Origin of the sequence: Aquamicrobium zhengzhouense, assembly GCF_016124105.1 — a bacterium.
In the GTDB taxonomy this organism is placed as follows: Bacteria; Pseudomonadota; Alphaproteobacteria; order Rhizobiales; family Rhizobiaceae; genus Aerobium; species Aerobium zhengzhouense.
Window position 1 is genome coordinate 49,634 of the sequence record NZ_JADGMQ010000018.1, and the last position, 19,061, is coordinate 68,694.

General features: G+C 60.1%; 17 protein-coding genes, 1 tRNA gene and 1 pseudogene. 17 read left to right on the top strand and 2 right to left on the bottom strand.

What is annotated here, in order from left to right; genetic code table 11:
* The first annotated feature begins 72 nt into the window (after nucleotides 1-72).
* The 7 genes and pseudogenes from fdhE (at nucleotide 73) to IOD40_RS18050 (ending at nucleotide 6,040) form a co-directional block, all read left to right on the top strand.
* Nucleotides 73-990, top strand: coding sequence for a formate dehydrogenase accessory protein FdhE (gene fdhE, locus IOD40_RS18020; RefSeq protein WP_198478094.1), 918 nt, complete (start codon nucleotides 73-75; stop codon nucleotides 988-990).
* 10 nt (nucleotides 991-1,000) lie between these two features.
* The gene (gene selA / locus IOD40_RS18025; RefSeq protein ID WP_198478095.1) at nucleotides 1,001-2,401 is read left to right on the top strand and encodes an L-seryl-tRNA(Sec) selenium transferase; all 1,401 of its coding nucleotides are present in this window, start codon (nucleotides 1,001-1,003) and stop codon (nucleotides 2,399-2,401) included.
* On the top strand, nucleotides 2,388-3,158 hold the full coding sequence (locus IOD40_RS18030) for a tetratricopeptide repeat protein (RefSeq protein WP_198478096.1): 771 nt from the start codon (nucleotides 2,388-2,390) through the stop codon (nucleotides 3,156-3,158). Before selA ends, IOD40_RS18030 begins: the two co-directional genes overlap by 14 nt.
* Nucleotides 3,155-4,981, top strand: a pseudogene (gene selB / locus IOD40_RS18035) (selenocysteine-specific translation elongation factor); the annotation flags it as partial. The gene IOD40_RS18030 and the pseudogene selB, both read left to right, overlap by 4 nt.
* 102 nt (nucleotides 4,982-5,083) lie before the next feature.
* A tRNA-Sec gene (locus IOD40_RS18040) sits at nucleotides 5,084-5,179 on the top strand.
* Nucleotides 5,180-5,196: 17 nt separating this feature from the next.
* Nucleotides 5,197-5,667 (top strand): hypothetical protein, encoded by a 471-nt coding sequence (locus tag IOD40_RS18045; protein ID WP_198478097.1) that lies wholly within the window; start codon nucleotides 5,197-5,199, stop codon nucleotides 5,665-5,667.
* A complete protein-coding gene (locus tag IOD40_RS18050) occupies nucleotides 5,654-6,040 on the top strand; it encodes a hypothetical protein (protein WP_198478098.1) in 387 nt (128 codons plus the stop codon). The genes IOD40_RS18045 and IOD40_RS18050 overlap by 14 nt, the downstream gene beginning before the upstream one ends.
* 13 nt (nucleotides 6,041-6,053) lie before the next feature.
* Here the strand turns inward: IOD40_RS18050 and IOD40_RS18055 are convergent, their stop codons facing one another.
* Nucleotides 6,054-6,824, bottom strand: coding sequence for a class I SAM-dependent methyltransferase (locus IOD40_RS18055; protein ID WP_198478099.1), 771 nt, complete (start codon nucleotides 6,822-6,824; stop codon nucleotides 6,054-6,056).
* Between the two features lie 238 nt (nucleotides 6,825-7,062).
* On the opposite strand from IOD40_RS18055, the gene IOD40_RS18060 reads away from it, so the two are divergent.
* From IOD40_RS18060 to IOD40_RS18070, 3 genes are all read left to right on the top strand, one after another.
* On the top strand, nucleotides 7,063-8,715 hold the full coding sequence (locus IOD40_RS18060; protein ID WP_198478100.1) for a BCCT family transporter: 1,653 nt from the start codon (nucleotides 7,063-7,065) through the stop codon (nucleotides 8,713-8,715).
* 686 nt (nucleotides 8,716-9,401) lie between these two features.
* Nucleotides 9,402-10,130, top strand: coding sequence for a hypothetical protein (locus tag IOD40_RS18065; RefSeq protein WP_198478101.1), 729 nt, complete (start codon nucleotides 9,402-9,404; stop codon nucleotides 10,128-10,130).
* A 659-nt stretch (nucleotides 10,131-10,789) separates the two neighbouring features.
* Nucleotides 10,790-11,959: a tyrosine-type recombinase/integrase gene (locus tag IOD40_RS18070; protein ID WP_198478102.1), complete on the top strand. Its 1,170-nt coding sequence runs from the start codon at nucleotides 10,790-10,792 to the stop codon at nucleotides 11,957-11,959.
* Here the strand turns inward: IOD40_RS18070 and IOD40_RS18075 are convergent.
* Nucleotides 11,920-12,513, bottom strand: coding sequence for a hypothetical protein (locus IOD40_RS18075; RefSeq protein WP_198478103.1), 594 nt, complete (start codon nucleotides 12,511-12,513; stop codon nucleotides 11,920-11,922). The two genes, IOD40_RS18070 and IOD40_RS18075, sit on opposite strands and share 40 nt — an antisense overlap.
* 129 nt (nucleotides 12,514-12,642) lie before the next feature.
* On the opposite strand from IOD40_RS18075, the gene IOD40_RS18080 reads away from it, so the two are divergent.
* From IOD40_RS18080 to IOD40_RS18110, 7 genes are all read left to right on the top strand, one after another.
* Nucleotides 12,643-12,891 carry a helix-turn-helix transcriptional regulator gene (locus IOD40_RS18080; protein WP_198478104.1) on the top strand — a complete coding sequence of 83 codons (249 nt, stop codon included), beginning with the start codon at nucleotides 12,643-12,645 and terminating at the stop codon, nucleotides 12,889-12,891.
* Complete coding sequence (locus IOD40_RS18085) at nucleotides 12,888-14,174, top strand: ParB/RepB/Spo0J family partition protein (RefSeq protein ID WP_198478105.1); 1,287 nt, start codon at nucleotides 12,888-12,890, stop codon at nucleotides 14,172-14,174. Before IOD40_RS18080 ends, IOD40_RS18085 begins: the two co-directional genes overlap by 4 nt.
* A 77-nt stretch (nucleotides 14,175-14,251) precedes the next feature.
* On the top strand, nucleotides 14,252-14,506 hold the full coding sequence (locus IOD40_RS18090) for a hypothetical protein (protein WP_198478106.1): 255 nt from the start codon (nucleotides 14,252-14,254) through the stop codon (nucleotides 14,504-14,506).
* The gene (locus IOD40_RS18095) at nucleotides 14,487-16,658 is read left to right on the top strand and encodes an AAA family ATPase (RefSeq protein WP_198478107.1); all 2,172 of its coding nucleotides are present in this window, start codon (nucleotides 14,487-14,489) and stop codon (nucleotides 16,656-16,658) included. The genes IOD40_RS18090 and IOD40_RS18095 overlap by 20 nt, the downstream gene beginning before the upstream one ends.
* Before the next feature lie 178 nt (nucleotides 16,659-16,836).
* A complete protein-coding gene (locus tag IOD40_RS18100; RefSeq protein WP_198478108.1) occupies nucleotides 16,837-17,703 on the top strand; it encodes a hypothetical protein in 867 nt (288 codons plus the stop codon).
* Nucleotides 17,667-17,915, top strand: a complete 249-nt coding sequence (locus IOD40_RS18105; RefSeq protein ID WP_198478109.1) for a hypothetical protein — start codon at nucleotides 17,667-17,669, stop codon at nucleotides 17,913-17,915. Before IOD40_RS18100 ends, IOD40_RS18105 begins: the two co-directional genes overlap by 37 nt.
* Nucleotides 17,916-18,500: 585 nt before the next feature.
* On the top strand, nucleotides 18,501-19,061 hold a 561-nt coding region (locus IOD40_RS18110; protein WP_198478110.1), incomplete at its 3' end, for an HK97 family phage prohead protease.

Consider the following 19,061-nt stretch of genomic DNA (forward strand, 5'->3'; position numbering starts at 1 on the left):
GATCCGGCGAATTGTTCGCCGGATCATTCATCCGAGAATGCCGCGTGGCCCGTGCGGCTCGTGGAGGAATTAATGCCCCGTAAGATCCCCGTTGAGGGTGACGTCACACAGATCGGCGAGGTTCGCACGCCGCCAGTTGCCAGGGTCCCCGACCCTGTTCGGCTATTCGAGCGGCGCGCCCAGCGCTTCGAATTTCTCGCGGGGCCGGATGGAATCGGCCCGTATCTCGGCTTCCTGGGCAGGGTCGCACAGGCACAGCACGCGGTTGCCATGGAGCTGCCTGAGCCGGTTGCGCCTGATGAAGCTAATGTCAGCCGCTCGCTCGAGTTCGGGATGCCGCCGCTCGATCGCAACGCCTTTTCACCAGATGCCGAGTTCATGTCGCTTAGCGAGAAGCTGTTTGGCGCGCTTGAGCCCGTTGAAAAGCCAGCCGCAGCGCAAACAGCGCTCGAGACAATCCGCAATTCCAGCGAAGCGGAGATAGCTGCGATTGTGGCAGATCTGATGGCCGATGCCGTCCCGGTCGAGAGGATGGCCGAGTACGGCTATGTGGCCGCAGCTCTCCAGCTTCACTTCGCGCGTCTTGCATCGACATTGCCTGAAAAGCAGCTCAAGTCGGTGGGCGACGGTGCCTGCCCTTCTTGCGGGGGGCCTCCGGTGAGTTCGCTCATCGTCAACTGGCCACGCGCCAACGGCTCACGTTTTTGCTCTTGCGCGCTGTGCGGGACACTCTGGCACCATGTCCGGATAAAATGCGCGATCTGCTCATCGACGAAGGGCATCCGCTATCAGGAGATTGACGAGGGGCCTGGCACCATCAAGGCTGAGACCTGCGATGAGTGCGGCTGCTACGTGAAGATCTTCAACCAGCAAAAAGACGCTTCGCTCGATGCTTTCGCTGATGATGTCGGCAGCCTTGGCATCGATCTTTTGATGAAGGACACCCAGTTCCGGCGCGGTGCGTTCAATCCGTTTTTGCTCGGCTATTGAGGCAGGCGGAATGAATACGGCGTTTCGCGCGATCCCGTCGGTAGATGTTGTTCTTCGCTCCGGTACGGGTTCCGTTCTGGTCGAGAGGTTTGGTCGCGCGGAGGCAGCGAGTGCCATCCGTTCCCAACTCGACGACCAGCGCGAGATCGCGCGAGCGGGAGGGCAGTTGCTCGACGCAGAAGGCGTAGCGGAAGCAGCGCTCGCGAGACTTGAGGCTGCAAGCCTGAGTTCTCTTCGCCCAGTCTTCAACCTCACCGGTACGGTGCTGCACACCAATCTTGGCCGCGCCGCTCTTGCAGAAGCCGCTATCGAAGCCGCATCCGAAGCGATGCGCCACGCTGTCGCGCTCGAATTCGACCTCGACAGTGGCAAGCGCGGCGAGCGTGACGAGCATTTGCGTGCGCTCATCTGCGAAATGACGGGAGCGGAGGATGCGACGCTCGTCAACAACAATGCCGCCGCTGTGCTTCTGGTGCTCAACACGCTGGCTGGACAGGGTGGCGGGGCTGTCGTCTCCCGCGGGGAGCTGATCGAGATCGGCGGTGCATTTCGGATGCCGGATATTATGGCGCGTGCTGGCGCCAGATTGATTGAAGTTGGCACGACGAATCGCACGCATGAAAAGGACTACAAGGCCGCGCTCGCCGAAGACGGCGTCGCTCTGGTTTTGAAAGTCCACACCTCCAACTATCGCATCGAGGGCTTCACCAAGGAGGTGGAGGCGCCAGCCCTGTCGCAGCTTGCCCGTGCGGCGAACGTCCCGCTCGTCAACGATCTCGGGTCAGGCACTCTGGTCGATCTTGCGAAATGGGGCCTTCGCCGTGAGCCAACCGTCCGCGAGGCGGTCGCGGAAGGGGCCGACATCGTCACCTTCTCCGGCGACAAGCTTTTGGGCGGTCCGCAAGCCGGGTTCATCGTCGGGCGCAGCGACCTGATCGCGGCGATCAACAAGAACCCGATGAAGCGCGCGCTTCGCGTCGACAAGCTGCGTCTCGCCGCTCTGGAAGCGACATTGAAGCTTTACCGCGATCCAGACAGGCTGGTTGAGCGGCTTCCCACCCTGCGCCTCCTTGCTCGTCAGCACGATGAGATCGCTACGCTGTCTTCCGGCCTGCTGCCGCAAGTTCAATCGGTTGTGGGTGCTGACTATTCTGTCCAGGTGGTGGAATGCGCGAGCCAGATTGGCTCTGGCGCACTTCCCCTTGATACGTTGCGCTCGTCTGGTCTCGGCTTTCGCCCGCAATCAGGTGGGGGCGGGGCGCTTGACCGGTTGACAGCTGTCCTGCGGAGCCTGCCGATCCCGGTGATTGGCCGGATCGCCGACGGGATGTTGATCCTCGACCTTCGCTGCCTGGAAGATCCCGAAGCGTTTCTCGCCAATCTGAGCAGGTTGAAACATGGGATGGGTTGATCGCCTGCTGCCAAGGAGGGCTCAGCCAGACGAGATGGCCCAGGCGCTCGTCGCGGCGAAGTCGGGTGACTATGCCACGGCATTGGCGATCTGGGAGAAGCTCGCGCGGGCGGGAAATCCACGTGCGCAGAACAACATCGCTGCCTGCTTTTCCGGCGGATATGGGGTGGAAGAAAATCCGGAGCTTGCCGCAAAATGGCTGAAGCTCTCAGCCGCGTCTGGCGATCCGGTTGGCCAGCGCAATCTGGCTACGCTTCACTTTCGCGGTGAGGGCGTGACCCAGGATGATGGGGAAGCCATGAGGCTTTACCTGCTTGCCGCCGAGCAAGGTGACGCAATCGCGCAGGACATGCTGTCCTGGATGCACGCGGAGCAGGGCGACTTTGCCGCCGCACGCGACTTTGCCGAAAAGGCTGCTGCTCAAGGAGTGGCAGCTTCCATGACACGGCTTGGCAATCTCTATCATGATGCGCTCGGCGTTCCGCGTGACCCGGAAGCGGCAATCAGCTGGTGGCAAAAAGCCGCCGCGCTTGGCGATGCCGACGCTCAGGCCATGCTGGGCGCCGCTCGGCTCACTGGGTCGGGCATAGAGCGCGATCCTGTCGATGCGCTGGCATGGCTGCTTCGCGCACGCGATGGCGGTTCAAAGCTTGCAGCCAATTTCATTCCAGCGACCCATGAGGCGCTGTCGCCGCAAGAGCGCGAAGAGGCCGCACGGCGCGCCGCGCAACCGCTTCCAGGTCCCGACCAGCCATGATTGTTGGAACGGCCGGCCATATCGACCATGGCAAGAGCTCGCTGGTAAGGGCTCTGACCGGCGTCGAACCGGACCGGCTGAAGGAAGAGAAAGCCCGGGGCATCTCGATCGATCTCGGTTTTGCCTATCGAACGTTCCCGAATGGGCAGCGCATCGGCTTCATCGACGTGCCGGGGCATGAGCGCCTCATTCATACGATGCTTGCGGGGGCTGGCGGCATCGATTTTGCGCTCCTTGTCGTTGCTGCCGATGACGGTGTGATGCCGCAGACGAGGGAACATCTTTCCATCCTCAACCTGCTCGGTGTGAGACGCGGCATTGTCGCCCTTACCAAGGCGGACCTCGTCAATGAAGACCGGCTTCTCAGTGTTGAAATCGAGATAGAAGCGCTCCTTTCGGGTGCGGCTCTTGAGGGCGCAGAGGTCATCGCGGTCTCCAGCGCTACGGGCCTTGGAATAGATGTTCTCGAAAGGCGACTGTCCGATGCCGCAGTCGAAATCGGCGAGCGCAGCTCTGCGGGACGTTTTCGTCTTGCTGTGGACCGCGCTTTTGCGCTCCAGGGGGCAGGTACAATCGTTACCGGCACAGTGCTGGGTGGCGAGGTCCGCATCGGCGACAACGTTGTTTTGAGTCCCTCAGGTATTGCTGCACGCGTCCGCTCAATCCACGCGCAAAACGAGAAGGCGGAGATCGGCAGGGTAGGCGACAGATGCGCGTTGAACCTTGCGGGCGAGCGGATTGGGCGGGATGCGATCTCGCGCGGCGATATGGTGGTTGATGAAGCGCTCCACGCGCCAACGTCGCGAATTGATGCGCAGCTGTCAGTTCTGCCCGGAGAGCCTAGACCGATCAGCCAGTGGTTCCCGGTGCACCTCCATCACGCGGCAACGGAAGTTCCAGCACGTATCGTCTTGCTTGAGGATGACACCATTGCGCCGGGGGGCCAGGCCATCGTGCAATTGGTGTTGGAGCGCCCCATCGCCGCCGCTGCCACGGACCGCTTCGTCATCCGAGACACCTCTGCCCAGCGAACAATTGGCGGCGGAAGGTTCATCGATCTGCGTCCCCCCGCGCGCAAACGTCGCTCTCCAGAGCGGCGCGCCCAGCTTGGTGCCTTGTCGGGTGATGCGCCGGGCATGATTGTCGCCGAGTTGCTCGACACTGCGCCTTACTTTCTCGACCTCGATCGTTTCGCCCGGGACAGGGCGCTGGGCGATGTGGAGGCGGCGCGGCTGTTTGCGGACGTTATCCGCATTCCGCCGGAGAGCGGCAACATCGTGATGTCTCCCGCACGCTGGTTGCGTATGCGGCAAAAGCTGCTGGGTGACCTTGAAACGTTTCATGCAGACAATCCCGATCAGCCGGGAATCGGGATGGAGCGCTTGCGGCTTCAGGGCGAAATCCGCCCGCCTGCCCCTCTTTTCCGGATGATCCTTCAGGGGCTGCAGCGGCAGAACCTCGTGTCTCTCGACGGGGCCTGGGTGAGGCTTGCCCGGCATGTGGTTCGCTTCTCGCCGGACGATGACGCCTTATGGCAGAAGATAGAGCCGCACCTTTGGGGAGCAGAAAAGTTTCGCCCGCCGCGCACGCGCGACCTTTCCAACATGTTCGGCGTCAACGAGCCGCATATGCGCGCGCTTCTCAAACGGGCGAGCCGGATGGGGCTGGTCCACGAAGTCGCACATGACAGCTTTTTTGCCCGCTCGGTCGTTGCCACCATCGTTGCAATCTTGCAGGATGTTGCTGTGGGGAAGGAAAAGGGCGAGTTCACTGCTGCCGACCTTCGCGACCGGCTGGACAACGGCCGCAAGGTCTCGATCGAGATCCTTGAATTTCTGGACCGTCACGGCGTCACGATCCGCCGCGGCGATCTTCGACGCCTCAATCCGCACAGGCTCGACCTGTTCGGCACGTCAGGCGCAGAAGGAGGAGAAGCGTCCCCGGTGGGGCGTCCGGACTTCAAATCCGGGTGGGGCCGTGAGACGGTCCCAGGTGGGTTCGACCCCCACTCTCCTCCGCCAACTTCCCGGAGCGAAGATTGACCAAAGAGCATCCCTTTATTGCCGGGCTGGAGAATGAGGCCAAGGGCTGCGAAGCGGCGGAAGCCGAATTTCGCAACACCATGAACGCGAAAGTTGCAGAACTGGCGCAGGCGCGCGCTTTCGCGTTTCGCCGCATGAACGTGATGCGCTCCTTGTTCGACACGGTCGCTTCAGCCGAGGATGAGGAAATTGCCATCACCAAGGCCGTGAAAGGTTTGCGAGACCGTCTCGGCTGGATTGAAGACAGCGAGGCACGCGAAGAGGTTCTCGCGCACTATGCCATTGTCGCACGCGCTGCGTTTCATGCCACGCATCCGGATGATCGTCGCGATGAGGCCGACGATGTCCCAGCTGAGCCTGCAACTGCGCTTTCACAGTTTGAAGCTTGGTATGCTTCTTCGCGGGAAAAGCCGTTCTGGGTGCTGTTCGAGCACTACATGCCGGAGACTCAGCTTGTCGATTTTTGAGTCACGTCCGGCACTGTTCGACAAATGGCTGATGGCTGAATATCGACGCCGGGACGATTTCACCGCGCTGGTGGTCCTGGTTTCCATCGAAGGCACCGCGATCGATCTGTTGCGCTCGACTTTCATGAACGTGATCGGCGATGACATGCGCTGGCGCGAAATGCGCGATCTGCTTGATGGTTCAGGCGTCAAATGGAATGGCGTCGCCTTCTTCCCGGTCGACAGCATCACAGGCCCGGTCAACAACGACCTGGCGCGTTCGAAGCTGCGGGAACTGGAGACGGCGCTGCGCGAGGACCGTCGTCTCCTCAACAAGGGCCACTTCTTCGACCGCAAGGGGCGGAGAATGAAGGTGGAAGAAGTGATGCACTAACGCGTGTCGACCGTCAGGTGGTCTTTGGCGATGACCTGACGATGGGCGTGATCTTACGGATACGGCCATTAGCGAAGTCGAGCGCAAAGCAATCTGAACGGGCTTGCCCTACTTCGCGAATTGCCAGTTTCAGGCGGCGACCACGCAGTTCAGTGCGGCGAAGTTGCGCCTTCTCTCCATTGATCCAGGCGGCTCCGCCGACATCCTGATACGACTGCTCCAGATCGACGCGATAGGATTTTCCGCCGCGTTCCCACTTCCAGATACCATCGACATTGGCCGGGACCACCCATTTGTAGATGTTGACGCTGCCAACCTTGCGGGTTTCGTCCGGACGCCAGTCTCCCATGTCGAACGCATGAGACACGACGCGGGTGCCAGGGCGCAGTTCACTCAGGAGCCTTGGTTTCAGCTGCTCGTTAATGGACTGCAGGAGGTAAAGCGTGACCGCTGACGCCTCGGAGAAGTTAGCCGTAAAGATATCTTCCTCGACGAAATCAACCAGATCCTCAACCTGGGACATCTCGGCATATTCGAACGCCTCGGCAATGCGCACGGGATCGACCTCGATGCCGATCGCGCGGGCGGACGATTTTCTTGCAGCAGCAACGACGATGCGTCCATCGCCGGATCCAAGATCGTAGAGCACGTCCTTTGGCCCGACATTGGCCAGCTCCAGCATCGCTTCAACCACGTCATCTTCAGACGGCACGAAGGGCACGTCGAGATAGGTGCCCTCGGCGGAAGAGTAATTGTCGATGTCGTCGAGATAGCGGCTGAACAAAGCGGTTCCTGTCAAATGTGGATGTGGGGCGAGCAACAGTGATGCATATTAGTGCGGCGAACGAGTTCTGACCACCGTCGCAGTTGTGGGAGGCAACCGAGCGATCAGGCACGGCAACCTTTATCCGGCTTTTTGCTGTCAACCGAGCCGCATCTGCATGCTATTCTTTTGTCAAGGCAGGAAGTTGTTGAACCTTCATGATTAGAAGCCTAGCGTTCCGATAAAACAGGAGGCGCTAATGAGCGATCCCGACCAGACCGGAATTCCGTTGCCTGAAGGCCCAACCGACGTCATCCAGACCGAGTATGAGGTCGGCCAGGACAACATCCAGAAGGATCTCGGCGCGCTTTCCTTCGACATACACAATCCGGTGTTCACGATCTCCGGCCTGGTGATCGTTCTCTTCGTCATCCTGACACTGGCACTTCAAAACGAGGCTGACGCCTTCTTCAACGGGCTGAGAGGCTGGTTAACCTCCAACCTCGACTGGTTCTTCCTGCTGTCAGGCAACATCTTCGTGCTGGTATGCCTGTCTGTGATCATCTTGCCCTGGGGCTCGATCCGTATTGGCGGCCGGGATGCGACGCCCGACTTCAGCTATCTGAGCTGGCTTGCCATGCTGTTTGCCGCCGGTATGGGCATCGGCCTGATGTTCTACGGGGTCGCAGAACCGCTTGGCCATTACGATGCGGCACTTGCGGGTGTGATCGTCGAAAATGGCGCCCGTGCCGATTGGGCACCTCTTTCAGGTGCAGTAGGAAATCCGGAGGAGGCAAGGCGCCTCGCAATGGCGGCGGCAATCTTCCACTGGGGGCTGCATCCCTGGGCCATCTACGGCGTCGTCGCCCTTGGGCTTGCGCTCTTTTCCTACAATAAGGGGCTGCCGCTGACGATGCGGTCGATCTTCTACCCGATATTCGGGGAGCGCGTCTGGGGCTGGCCCGGGCATGTAATCGATATTCTCGCGGTCTTTGCGATCTTGTTCGGATTGGCAACCTCGTTGGGGCTGGGCGCTCAGCAGGCGAATGCCGGTCTGAGCTTCCTGTTCGACATACCCGACAACAACTCGTCCAAGGTCGTCCTGATCATTGTCATCACGGCCATCGCGACACTTTCGGTCGTCGCGGGCCTCGATGCGGGCGTCAAACGGCTGTCGGAGCTCAACATGGTGCTGGCGGGCCTGCTTTTGCTCTTCGTCGTACTTGCTGGACCGACGCTGACCATCATCAACGCATTTGTCCTCAACCTTGGGGCCTATTTCGAGCATCTGCCTGCCCTGTCTAATCCGTTCGGACGCGATGACGATAATTTCCGGCAAGGCTGGACCGCGTTCTATTGGGCATGGTGGATTTCCTGGTCGCCTTTTGTCGGGATGTTCATCGCACGCGTCAGCCGTGGACGGACCGTGCGCGAATTCATGATCGCGGTGCTGGTCATCCCGCCGCTGGTATCGGTGCTGTGGATGACCGGCTTTGGCGGAACGGCGATCAGTCTGGTCGGCGCCGGCTTTAGCGACATCAGCAATGCAGGAGTTGAACTTCAGCTGTTTGCAATGCTGTCCCACCTGCCAATCCCGACCATCACGTCGATTGTCGGCATCATTCTGGTGGTGGTCTTCTTCTGTACGTCGTCGGATTCCGGCTCGCTGGTGATTGACGCGGTCACGGCAGGCGGAAAGACCGACGCCCCGCTGGCCCAGCGCATCTTTTGGGCAACGTTTGAAGGCCTGGTTGCGATTGCCCTTCTGCTTGGCGGTGGTCTGGTTGCACTGCAGGCTGCAGCAGTCTCGACCGGCTTCCCGTTCACCATCATCCTTCTGGTAAGCTGCTACGCTCTCATCCGAGGCCTCATGTCCGAACCCCGCGCGCAAAAGGAAACGACGGCGACGTAGGTGCCGTTCTAAGCGCGTGCCTGAAAAGACAGCTATTCGGACATTGGCGCAATTCCCCGCCATTGGTTAAACCGGCGGCTTCCAGCCAAACACCGGACGTTCGGAAGGGCAGCATGCGGCGGCGATTGACACACCGGAACGCTGTTCGCAAACCTGCTTACCTGGGGGGAAGGGCGATGATGGGGACAAAAATACATCTACGCGCTGGCGACGTTGAGCTCTCGCTTGAGACGGAAAGCCCGCTAGCGGTTTCTGATATCAAAGAATTCATCTCACGGTTCAGGAGCTTGCCCAATCACTAGCGCCCGAACCCGCCGACACGTTGCTACTTGCACCGCCTAATGCGTCAAATGGTACGGTCAGCAGCAGCACTACCGCGCCTCTTATGTTGGAGCACACAAACCCACAGCTTCACGTTAACAGCATTTCTGACCGCCTTTCGGTTAAGAGTGGCCCTGATCTCGTGATAGCGGCAGCCGCCTATTTGCAAATAGTAGAGGGCAAGCAAAGCTTCACTCGCAGAGAGCTACTTGACGCTATGAAGTCAGCAACGAGCTACTACAATCAAAACATTGGGTCTAATCTGAGCGCGGCTCTGAAAACACTATGCGCGAGCAGGCTGAACCAGCTCAACAACGGCACATACGCGCTCAAGTCACATGAACTTTCGGCACTGATGGTGCAAATTGCTGAGCGAGGCTGATCTTAAGCAATGGCTTCACAAGGAACTCAAGCAGCTTGATAAACTTCTATTGATCCTCGCTACGTTTGATGCTCCTGCGAAGCGCGCCGGTATACGGGAACGCGCCGCCAACGCTGGTTTGACCATCGGCAAGACTTGGAACCCTTCTGCCTCGCTGAGAAAAAGTAAGGGGCTCGCTATTCGTGTGCCAGAGGGGTGGGAACTTACGGACTCACGCAAGGCATGCCTCCGTAGCCTGGGCGTCACGTCGCTTAGTTCAGCAGCAATGCAAGTCGCGACAGACCTTCGAGCTCACCTAGACAAGATAATCAACCCGAATACACGCGCGTTTGTTGAAGAAGCGATCAAGTGTCACCAGAGTGCCTTGTATCGATCGGCCATTGTGATGTCGTGGCTCGCCGCTGTCGATATCCTGCATAGAGTCGTCGTCGCCAAGCACCTTGCGGTCTTCAACGCTTCCGCGAAGTCCGTTGACGCGAAGTGGAAAGACGCTGTCAACGAGGATGGTGTGGGCCGGATGGGCGAGGAGAAGTTCCTTGAGCGATGTGCCGCAATCGGTGTTCTAGGCAAGAATCAAAAGGATGAGTTGCTAAAGGGCCTCAAGCTCCGGAATGGCTGCGGCCACCCGAATAGCCTGAAGGTCGGCCCGAATGCGGTAGCAAATCACATTGAGATACTTCTACTCAACGTTTTCGAGCCATTTCAGGTGTGAAAAGGGCGAGCGAGCTAGGCTTGGCAACCAGGCCACCGAAGATGGAACCTGTTGACTCATCCAACTCCACACGGCCAAGATTATAGGCTCTTTCCTGTCACAACTATCCTGCGTCCCCTCGATAAACGGGTTTCACTGCTGCTATGCCGGGTGTCAAACTGAGCTCAGCAAAGTATGAGCGACTGTACCGTGTGATCGAGATGCCGGATGTGCCGCGCCTGACCATACTTGACAGCTGCCGAGACCGGCACACCTCCAACTACAGTGAACCGGACTATCTGAGGTAGAGGGAGCAGCCGCTGAGTTCGAAGACGGCGACGATAGGCGCGTAGCCGACCCGGCAGCTATCAAACTTGCGAAGGACCTGTTCCGGCACAAGCCGACCTACGCTTGCCCATGGCGAAACAGTGTGAGTCGGCCGAAAGCTGCCTCCGGATATTCAAGGTTTATCGGGCCATAGCGTAGAGTAGGCGGCTCACTACTCATCCGGTCGACTGAGGTGATCGGCAGCAATATCGCATGGTAGAGGGCAATCAGTAGAAATGGCGGAGAGGGAGTCCGCGCCTTGGCGTAAGTTATTGATATTGTGCGCCTAAATCCTTGCTATTTGCCGTATTTTCCATAGTTTCATTGCTACGGTTATGGCAACGGGAATCGGCATGGCACGCAACAAGCTTTCCGAGAGTCGGATTCGAACCCTGACGAAGGCCGGCATCTATTCTGATGGTGATGGCCTTTACCTTCGAGTGCGCGCCGGCGGCAGCAAGCAGTGGTTCTTCATTTTTCGGCGCGGAACGGTCCGCAAGGAGATCGGGCTTGGCGGCTATGGACAGGGAACCGCGCCTGTGTCGCTCGCGCTGGCGCGGGAGAAGGCCGAAGCTATCCGTCAGCGGCTGGCGCGTGGGGAGGACCTTATCCAGCACAAGACCTTTGCGGACGTGATGGACGACGTGATCGCGGTCAAGGAGGCCAGCTTCCGCAATGAGAAGCATCGGGCGCAGTGGCGCATGACTTTGGACCGCTATGCCGAACCCCTGCACAAAAAGCCCATTGCGGAAATCACGCGCGACGATGTGGTCGAGACCCTGAAACCGATCTGGACGACCATCCCTGAAACCGCTGACAGGACCCGCATGCGGATCGCCGCAGTGATCGACCATGCCAAGGCCCGCGGCCTGTTTGTCGGTGATAATCCCGCCGATTGGCGCGGCGGCCTAAAAGAGCTACTGCCTGCCCGCCAGAAGCTCACGCGCGGGCATCACGCCGCGGTGCCGTATAAAGACATGCCCGGAGTTATCGCCCGCCTGCGGGCCGCTACGGGCGTCTCTGCACGTGCCGTCGAGTTCGCCGCGCTGACTGCCGGCCGATCCGGCGAGGTTCGCGGGGCTGTCCGGGCCGAGTTCGACCTGGATGCGGCCTTGTGGACGATCCCTCCCGAGCGGATGAAGGCCGGACGCGAACACATTGTCCCGCTCCCCGATCGAGCAGTCGACATTGTGCGCGCTGCGATGCAGCAATCAACGTCCGATCTGGTGTTTGAGGGTGGACGAGCCGGCAAGGGCATCAGCGACACGGCGATGGTGAAGGCCCTGCGCGCAGCCGGTGCTGGCGATGCCACCCTGCATGGACTTCGATCCAGCTTCCGGGATTGGGCGGGCGATCACACCAACTATCCCCGCGATGTTGCCGAGGCCGCGCTGGCGCACGTTCTGACCGACAAAACAGAAGCCGCATATCGGCGCGGAACCGCTTTGGAAAAGCGCAGAGAGATGATGGAGGAATGGGCAGATTACTTGGAGAAACCTTCCGCGATGGCCTCGCCGACGTAGCCGAGCGTGATTTGACTGAATTCGGCAGTTCTACGCAGATCTCGGACGATCTTGTCCGTTCCTTTTCGACGCTCGAACGGGCGCTCATACTGGAAGGTATGGCTCCTTTGGTCTTTCACTAGATGGATTTCAGCAGATTCGCCGAGCCATTCCCGGTACATCTTAACCGTGAAGCTCATGTGTTCCGGCTTATCATCGTCAAGGCTGAATTCTCTTTTATGACGTGGAACCGCTTCAATCGCGGCAGCTAGCGCATCTCCAAAGGTCGGGCCAAGCGCATCGCCGGCAACCGAAACGTTTTCCTTAACTCGATAAGCAGGGAGCGAAGCAAAGGCCTCTACAAGACTAACAGCATCTTTCGGGTTTGCCTCCCACGCCGTCGCTATGATGAGGTTGGCGGCATCCTGATAGGTCATAGGCGTATTGCCTCGCCCGCGTGCTGCTCGCGTCCGCAACCCCGCCTCCGCGAGATAGCGGTCGATAACTGTCACCGTCTCAATGGGGATGCCCATTTGATCGGCAACCACCGCGACCAGTTCTTTTTGTGTAGCCATAATAAAATGCCCTTTCAGGCGACGATGTAACAAAAATCAATAATGTGCGCAATACGCCTATTGACTTCAGGGCCATTAATGCGTATCTCGCACCTATTGGCAATTCCGCCCACTATGAAAGGAGGACGCATGCACGCAGATAATGACAATATGCCGCGCTTGATGGCGCCGAAGGATGCCGCAGCAGCAACGTCACTATCGCGGACCTTGCTCGCCCTGATGGCCGCTGAAGGGCAGTTTCCGCAGCCAGTCCAGCTTGGTGAGCGCCGCATCGCCTATGTCCGCGCAGAAGTTGATGCATGGATTGACCAGCGCATTGCCGCCCGCCGCATCGAGCCGGCCAATGACAATGGGCAGAAAGGGAGGAACGCGGCATGAGCGAAGAAGAAGAAAGCCCTGAGATGATCGCTATCCGCGAGCGGTGGAAGGACGCGACCGATGAGGAGGTGCTGGCCGCCTTTGACGCCGGCGAGTTAATGGACGCCGACACGATCAAGCGAGCTCATCGCGCCGCCCGAAGGCAGGCCGAGGAAGCCGAGGGCGAGATAGCATTTCCTGCTGGACGAAAGAAGGAGCGAAACCGCCTCCAGCGCATCTTTATCGACAGTATCTATATCGCCCCGGCTCGCCGCCCTGTCATCGAGAATGCCGTCATTGCCTTGATGGAAGGGATACGCGACGTAGGGCTTCTGCATCCTCCTGTCGTTATCTTTCGCAGCGGCATCATGATTGACGGCGAGGAATACGACAGCGTGCCGGTGCTTGTTGCCGGGCGGCATCGCGTCGAGGCATGGCGCAGACTCGGCCACAGGCATATCGACTGCATCGTTGCCGATATCGCAGACATCGATGCCGAACTGATGGAGATATCTGAAAACCTGCATCGCGCCGAACTGTCCGCGCTCCAGCGCGATGAGCAGATCGCCCGCTGGATAGACCTGACAAAGACGAAGCGCGGGGTCGGAACACAACCCGATCATGAGCCATCCGTCCCCGCCCTAGTTTCGCGTCAGGTTGACGCAAAACCCGGTCGCCCGGAGGGGGGTGTTAGGGCTGCGGCTCGCGAGCTCGGACTTTCGGAGCCGGATGCCCGCCGAGCCGTCAAGGTTGCATCCCTATCGCCCGAGGCGAAGGTCGCGGCGGTTGCGACGGGGCTGGACGACAACCGAACCGCGCTGCTTGCTGCGGCCAAGGAGACCGAGCCAGAGAAACAGGTCGAGATTATCCACGCTCGCGTTGCAAGCTCGCCGACACAGGCCGCAGACCCCGACCTGGATGCCAGAATAAAGGCGCGAGAGGATAGGGAGAAAGTCGAGTTGGCCAAGTTTCTGACGACTGTTGATGCAGTCGAGCCTTTGCTGGCCGAACTCAAATGCGAGGAAGAAGTCAGCATATACGACAAGCTGACCTATTTGCAGATCGCTGAACGATACAAGCCTATCTTGGCCCTGTGGCCATACCGCTGGCGGATGGGGTATGGCCGAATAGCTGGTGATGCTTCGCGGCGCATTGAATCTGCGCGCGAGGATATCCTCCATATCCTGACAGGCACCGCCGAAGACGAGATTGAGGCGACGTCTGCCATGACAGCGCCCACCCCCGACACCTTCGACGGCGCTCCGATCCCGCGCACGCCGGAAGTCGATCTCGAAGCAGCCTAGCGCCGCGGCGCCAACAAGACCGCTTAAGCGGCCAGCCCGGCCATCAGGCCACATCCACCTCTGAACGGAGGAACATCTTGAAAATTCTATCAATTCGCTCGGCATTGCCGGGCGGGGGAAACGTGCGCGCGCGCGTTGACGTCGAGACAACTGCGGGCATTCGCCTGTTCAACATCGCCATCAAAGAAACGCCGCAGGGCTGGCGAGCCTATGCGCCGTCTGCCTTCGGCGGTGCCACCGCTACTTTCACGCCTGAAGTTGCCGCGCAGATTGTCGCTGCGGCCCGTTCTGCAATGGGAGAGATTCGCCAACATGACAACCGCGCAGCTTAATCCTACCCCAGATCCCGTCCGCCAGCACGTCGAAATGCTGCACCGCCTAGCCGATGGCGTCGACGGCTTACTCGTCGCTTCCGCGTTCAACGCCAATCTACATTCCGACAAGGGCACCATCACGCATCATCACGTCGGTGATGTCGACGGCATGGTCGCGGCCATAGACGCGCATCGCGACACTCCCGGTGCCAACGTATATTGCGGCCTTCAGGTCATGCGCCGAAGTCTCGCACGCGGGCAGCGTGGGGGCGAAAAGGACATCGTTGCTGTACTGGGTCTGGTCGCCGACTTGGACGCCGACACTGGCAAGGCGGCCGGTGAGTACCCCCTCGCACCAAACTACGTCATCGAGACGTCGCCCGGCAATCTACAGCCATTCTGGTTGTTCGACACGCCATTGACGCCCGACGTCGCCAAGGAGATCGCGCGCGGCCTGAAGATGGCCACAGGGTCCGACCACGGCACCGCCGATATCGCGCATGTCTGGCGCGTGCCCGGTACCTTGAACTGGCCGAACGCGAAGAAGCTGGCGCGGGGCCGTTCGCCGGAGCCAGTACCCGTGACGGTGACCGCGCCGTGGGATGGCACGGTTACCAGTGCCGCCGATCTGCACCGCGCTGTCGGCGCCTACGCTGTGTCAGCAGCGGAACCCGTCATGCTCGGCGACCTGCCCGAGGTCGACGGCGTCGAGGTCTCGACGGAAGCCGCTGCATTGCTCGGCGCCAATGGTGTCGACGACCGCTCCGCCCATGCGGCCCGCGTCGTCGAGAAACTTGCGTTCGATGGTCATCCTGCTGAGGTAGCGGCGGCGCTGTTCCTTTCGGCCACGGGTGATTGGCTTGAGCGCTATCCTACCGAGGAACGCGCCACCGCTGATTTCCAGCGACTGTGGGGCCGGTTCGGTGCTCCGCATGTCGAGAGCCGTGCCAACGCGGAAGCCTTTGCCGCTCGTGTCGTGGCTCGGGTTTCGGGTACAGCGCCGGCTCCGGCGAATGATAACAGGAATGAAAAGAAGGACGGCCCGACCTTTCCGGGCATCCTGACCAGCGCCGAGTTCGTGCGCGGGTTCACGCCGCCCGATTACCTTATTGACGGAATAATCCAGTCGGGATTCCTGTATTCGATTACAGGTCAGACAGGTTCAGGAAAGACGGCGGTGGCGTTGCTGGTTGCATCCTGCCTCGCCCTCGGCGAACCCCTCGCTGATCAGGAAGTGAAGCAGGGACGCATCCTTTATTTCGCCGGTGAGAATCCCGACGACGTGCGCATGCGCTGGATCGGCCTTTGTCATGAACTGGCGATCGATCCAGCCGATATCGACGCGCATTTCGTAGAGGGCGTCTTTTCGATCAGCGAGTTCGCCGAGCGAATCGAGCGCGACGTCGCGGCGCTGGGAGGCTGCGCGGCAATTTTCGTCGACACGACGGCGGCGTACTTCCCTGGCATGGACGAAAACAGCAATGTCGAGATGGGCCACTACGCCCGGCTGCTTCGATCGCTGACCCGTATTCCTTGCCGTCCGGCTGTCATCGCCGCCAGCCACCCGGTGAAGAACGCCGCTGCCGACAATCTGTTGCCTCGTGGCGGCGGCGCCTTTTTGAATGAGGTTGACGGCAATCTCTCTCTGGCCAAGAAGGGAGATCGCACTTCCGAGCTACACTGGCAGGGCAAGTTTCGTGGGCCGGACTTCAAGCCCATCACATTCGACTTGCCGGAAATCAAGGTTCCAACGCTCGTAGATAGCCGTGGCCGGGAGATACCCACCGTTCGCGCCGTCGTGGTCGAGGAGTCCGAAATCGCTGCTCGGGCACAGGCCAGTAGTCGCGAGGATTCGGATGTTCTCCTGGCCGTCCGAAACAATGGTAACCGATCCTTGCGTGAACTGGCCGAATGCCTAGGGTGGAACAATACCAACGGCGAGCCGGACAAGAGGAAGGTCCAGCGCGTCACGGAACGTCTGAAGCGCAGCGGGCACGTCGTGTATGAGTTGAGCGCCTGGAAACTGACAAAGAAGGGTGACGCCGCGGCCACTGAGGCAGCCACGCAACGCCATAAGGCTGAATCGTCGAAAAGAATGGTCGAGGGGCTGGTCGCAAAGTCCCGCAGTCGCCGTACCAATCGAAATCGCAAAGGTACGGAGGCGGCATAATGTATAAAGAAATCAAATATATAAGCGGCGTACCGGCCCATTTTTGTCTAATTACAAAACCAAATGCTATGGCGGGGTGTGTGTTTTACACACCCCCGCCAATGGTCGAACTTTATCCGTACCGTACTTACCCTTTTCCTAGGGGGCGCGCGGTACGGTACGGCGCGGGGGACGCGGCATGCTGACCGCATCCGCAGCTACCCAGACTGAAACGATCTTCGACCTGGCCTACCAGGCCGACAACGACAATCTCTATGTCCGGCTCATCCACGATGACCCGGAAGACCGTCCGCGCCCGCAACGCCATAAGGCATTTCGCGGCGATGAGCTTCCCATCACTATCCCTGGCGGGAAGACCGAAGCCCGCCTCGTGCTCGCGACGTTCGGAGTCGGTGGCGATTGTTCGATCAGCCGCGCTTGTGCCAATGCGAACCTGCCGCTGGATCGTGGCTGGTGCGGAGAGTTGAAAGAGCCGCCAGCACCTCGTGCTTGGAAACCACGTAAGCACAAGAAACCAGTCCGGGATGATCTCGACAACTGGCCGCTGGCGGAAGCCCTTCGCCGCGATGGTCGGGAGTCCGACTTGCCGGCAGTGGTGCGGTATCGTGACCTCTTCGATGCTGTGTTTGCGTGTCCATTCAGTCTCGACGTCTCAATCGGCGCCGATGGCGAATCTGGCATCGGGCGCGCCTATCGCGACGTCCTGAAGGGCGCCGAGGAGGTGGACAAAGCTGCGAAAGCCGGATGGCCTTCGGACAAGATTCCGGGCGCCGAGATTTCGTATCGGGAGCGTCGGCGCACAGTTAAGCAGTCCGCCCACATGGGCTGGTGGGCCGGCATGTCGGACGAAGGCGCGGCGCCATCATCGTCGCTGCTGGATTTCGGCTACCGCGAGGGAGATCGGCACGACAGGATCGACGGCGTGCCGGTGCTTGTGGCACTGAAGGAGGCAATTGACGTTAATCCGTTCGGTGACTGCGCCGATGGGATGGACATCCGCTATGGGACTTGCTCAACCTCGCCGCGCTCGGCAATTCATCGCTGACGGACATCGGCGGCTTTCTGGGCTTCAAGCACAAAGCCCGCAGTCGCGAAGCCAAGATTCGCGTGTATGCCGCCGTGGACATCCTGCGAGATGAGTGGCGTCGAATCGAAGATCGGCAGGCGGAAGACGCCGAGCAGTGTCGCCAGCGCGTCCTCGCCCGTCGTGCCGAATTGGCGGCGCAGCGAGCAACGTATTTCGGACGTGCTACATAGTTGAACCCCAAAACTATTCCCACGGTATGGAGTGGGAAGGTGTTGCGGATGGCTTCCTCCTCGGCGACTTGGGCGGCTTTCGGGCCGCCCGTTTTTCCCAGATAGGTGAGTGGAGGGCGAGTAAGGTTTGTGACGCCCTACCTAGAAATCGAAAGCCAACTGTCTGGGATGCGAGCGCCAGTGGGCTCGGACCCTTTCAATACGGCGGAACCGGGTGCGAACATAAGCGCGCACCGCGACCAACTTAGGTTTCAGCAAAGCAGATACCCCAGGACTCGACTGGCGGATTAAGCCGCCGCTCAGCCACTCGCAGTAATGCGAGTGCTTGCCGCACTTGAGAACAGCCGAAGCTGCCGTCCTGTCTATTTGCTGCCCTCCACTCAACAATACTTTCGCCGTAGTATCGGCGATTGTCCAGAGCATTGCGCCCTGAAGCGCGGCACGACCGCGGATGTACCGGCGTGCCACCTATCCACCCGATCTGCACGGCTCGGGTGTCTGATCGCGCGGTCTCGCTTTTTCTTCGGGGCGAGACCGCAGCGGTCTATTTTTTGCCCCTCGATCTTCTCTCTTTGGAAATCGCAAATGAACAAACAAACCCGCGCCGCCTCAATGAGGCCGGCGTCCTACGACCCTGCGACAAATACGATCGAAGTAATCTGGACCACTGGCGCGGCCGTCCGACGATATGACCATCGCCGCAGCGTTTCTTACGACGAAATCCTGTCCCTCCAGCCCGGCCACGTCAGGCTCGACCGTCTCAACGCCGGCGCCCCGCTTCTCGACACTCATGACGATCGGCACCTTGCCGCGGTCATCGGCTCTGTGGTTCCCGGTTCGGCCCGGATCGAAGGCGGACTCGGCGTCGCCCGCATCAAGCTGTCGAGCGCCGACGCCGATGCCGACGTGATCGGCAAAATCCGCGACGGCATCATTCGCAACATCTCGGTAGGCTACGCCATTCACCGCGTCGAAAAGACCGAGCACGAAGGCGAAGACGATGAATGGCGAGTAATTGACTGGGAGCCGCTGGAAATATCCGCGGTGCCCGTGCCCGCCGATGCCGGTGCGCATTTCCGCGACCTTCGCGACGACAGCCCCGAAGCCGCCCGCGAGCGTATGCGGGCTAGGCAGGACGCGGTAGCA

What these genes read in the sequence shown, in the direction of transcription:
- IOD40_RS18100 (WP_198478108.1), top strand. Translation starts at nt 16,837, where the DNA reads ATGCTGACCGCATCCGCAGCTACCCAGACTGAAACGATCTTCGACCTG.
- IOD40_RS18070 (WP_198478102.1), top strand. Translation starts at nt 10,790, where the DNA reads ATGGCACGCAACAAGCTTTCCGAGAGTCGGATTCGAACCCTGACGAAG.
- IOD40_RS18075 (WP_198478103.1), bottom strand. Translation starts at nt 12,513, where the DNA reads ATGGCTACACAAAAAGAACTGGTCGCGGTGGTTGCCGATCAAATGGGC.
- IOD40_RS18060 (WP_198478100.1), top strand. Translation starts at nt 7,063, where the DNA reads ATGAGCGATCCCGACCAGACCGGAATTCCGTTGCCTGAAGGCCCAACC.
- selA (WP_198478095.1), top strand. Translation starts at nt 1,001, where the DNA reads ATGAATACGGCGTTTCGCGCGATCCCGTCGGTAGATGTTGTTCTTCGC.
- IOD40_RS18095 (WP_198478107.1), top strand. Translation starts at nt 14,487, where the DNA reads ATGACAACCGCGCAGCTTAATCCTACCCCAGATCCCGTCCGCCAGCAC.
- IOD40_RS18080 (WP_198478104.1), top strand. Translation starts at nt 12,643, where the DNA reads ATGCACGCAGATAATGACAATATGCCGCGCTTGATGGCGCCGAAGGAT.
- fdhE (WP_198478094.1), top strand. Translation starts at nt 73, where the DNA reads ATGCCCCGTAAGATCCCCGTTGAGGGTGACGTCACACAGATCGGCGAG.
- IOD40_RS18085 (WP_198478105.1), top strand. Translation starts at nt 12,888, where the DNA reads ATGAGCGAAGAAGAAGAAAGCCCTGAGATGATCGCTATCCGCGAGCGG.
- IOD40_RS18030 (WP_198478096.1), top strand. Translation starts at nt 2,388, where the DNA reads ATGGGATGGGTTGATCGCCTGCTGCCAAGGAGGGCTCAGCCAGACGAG.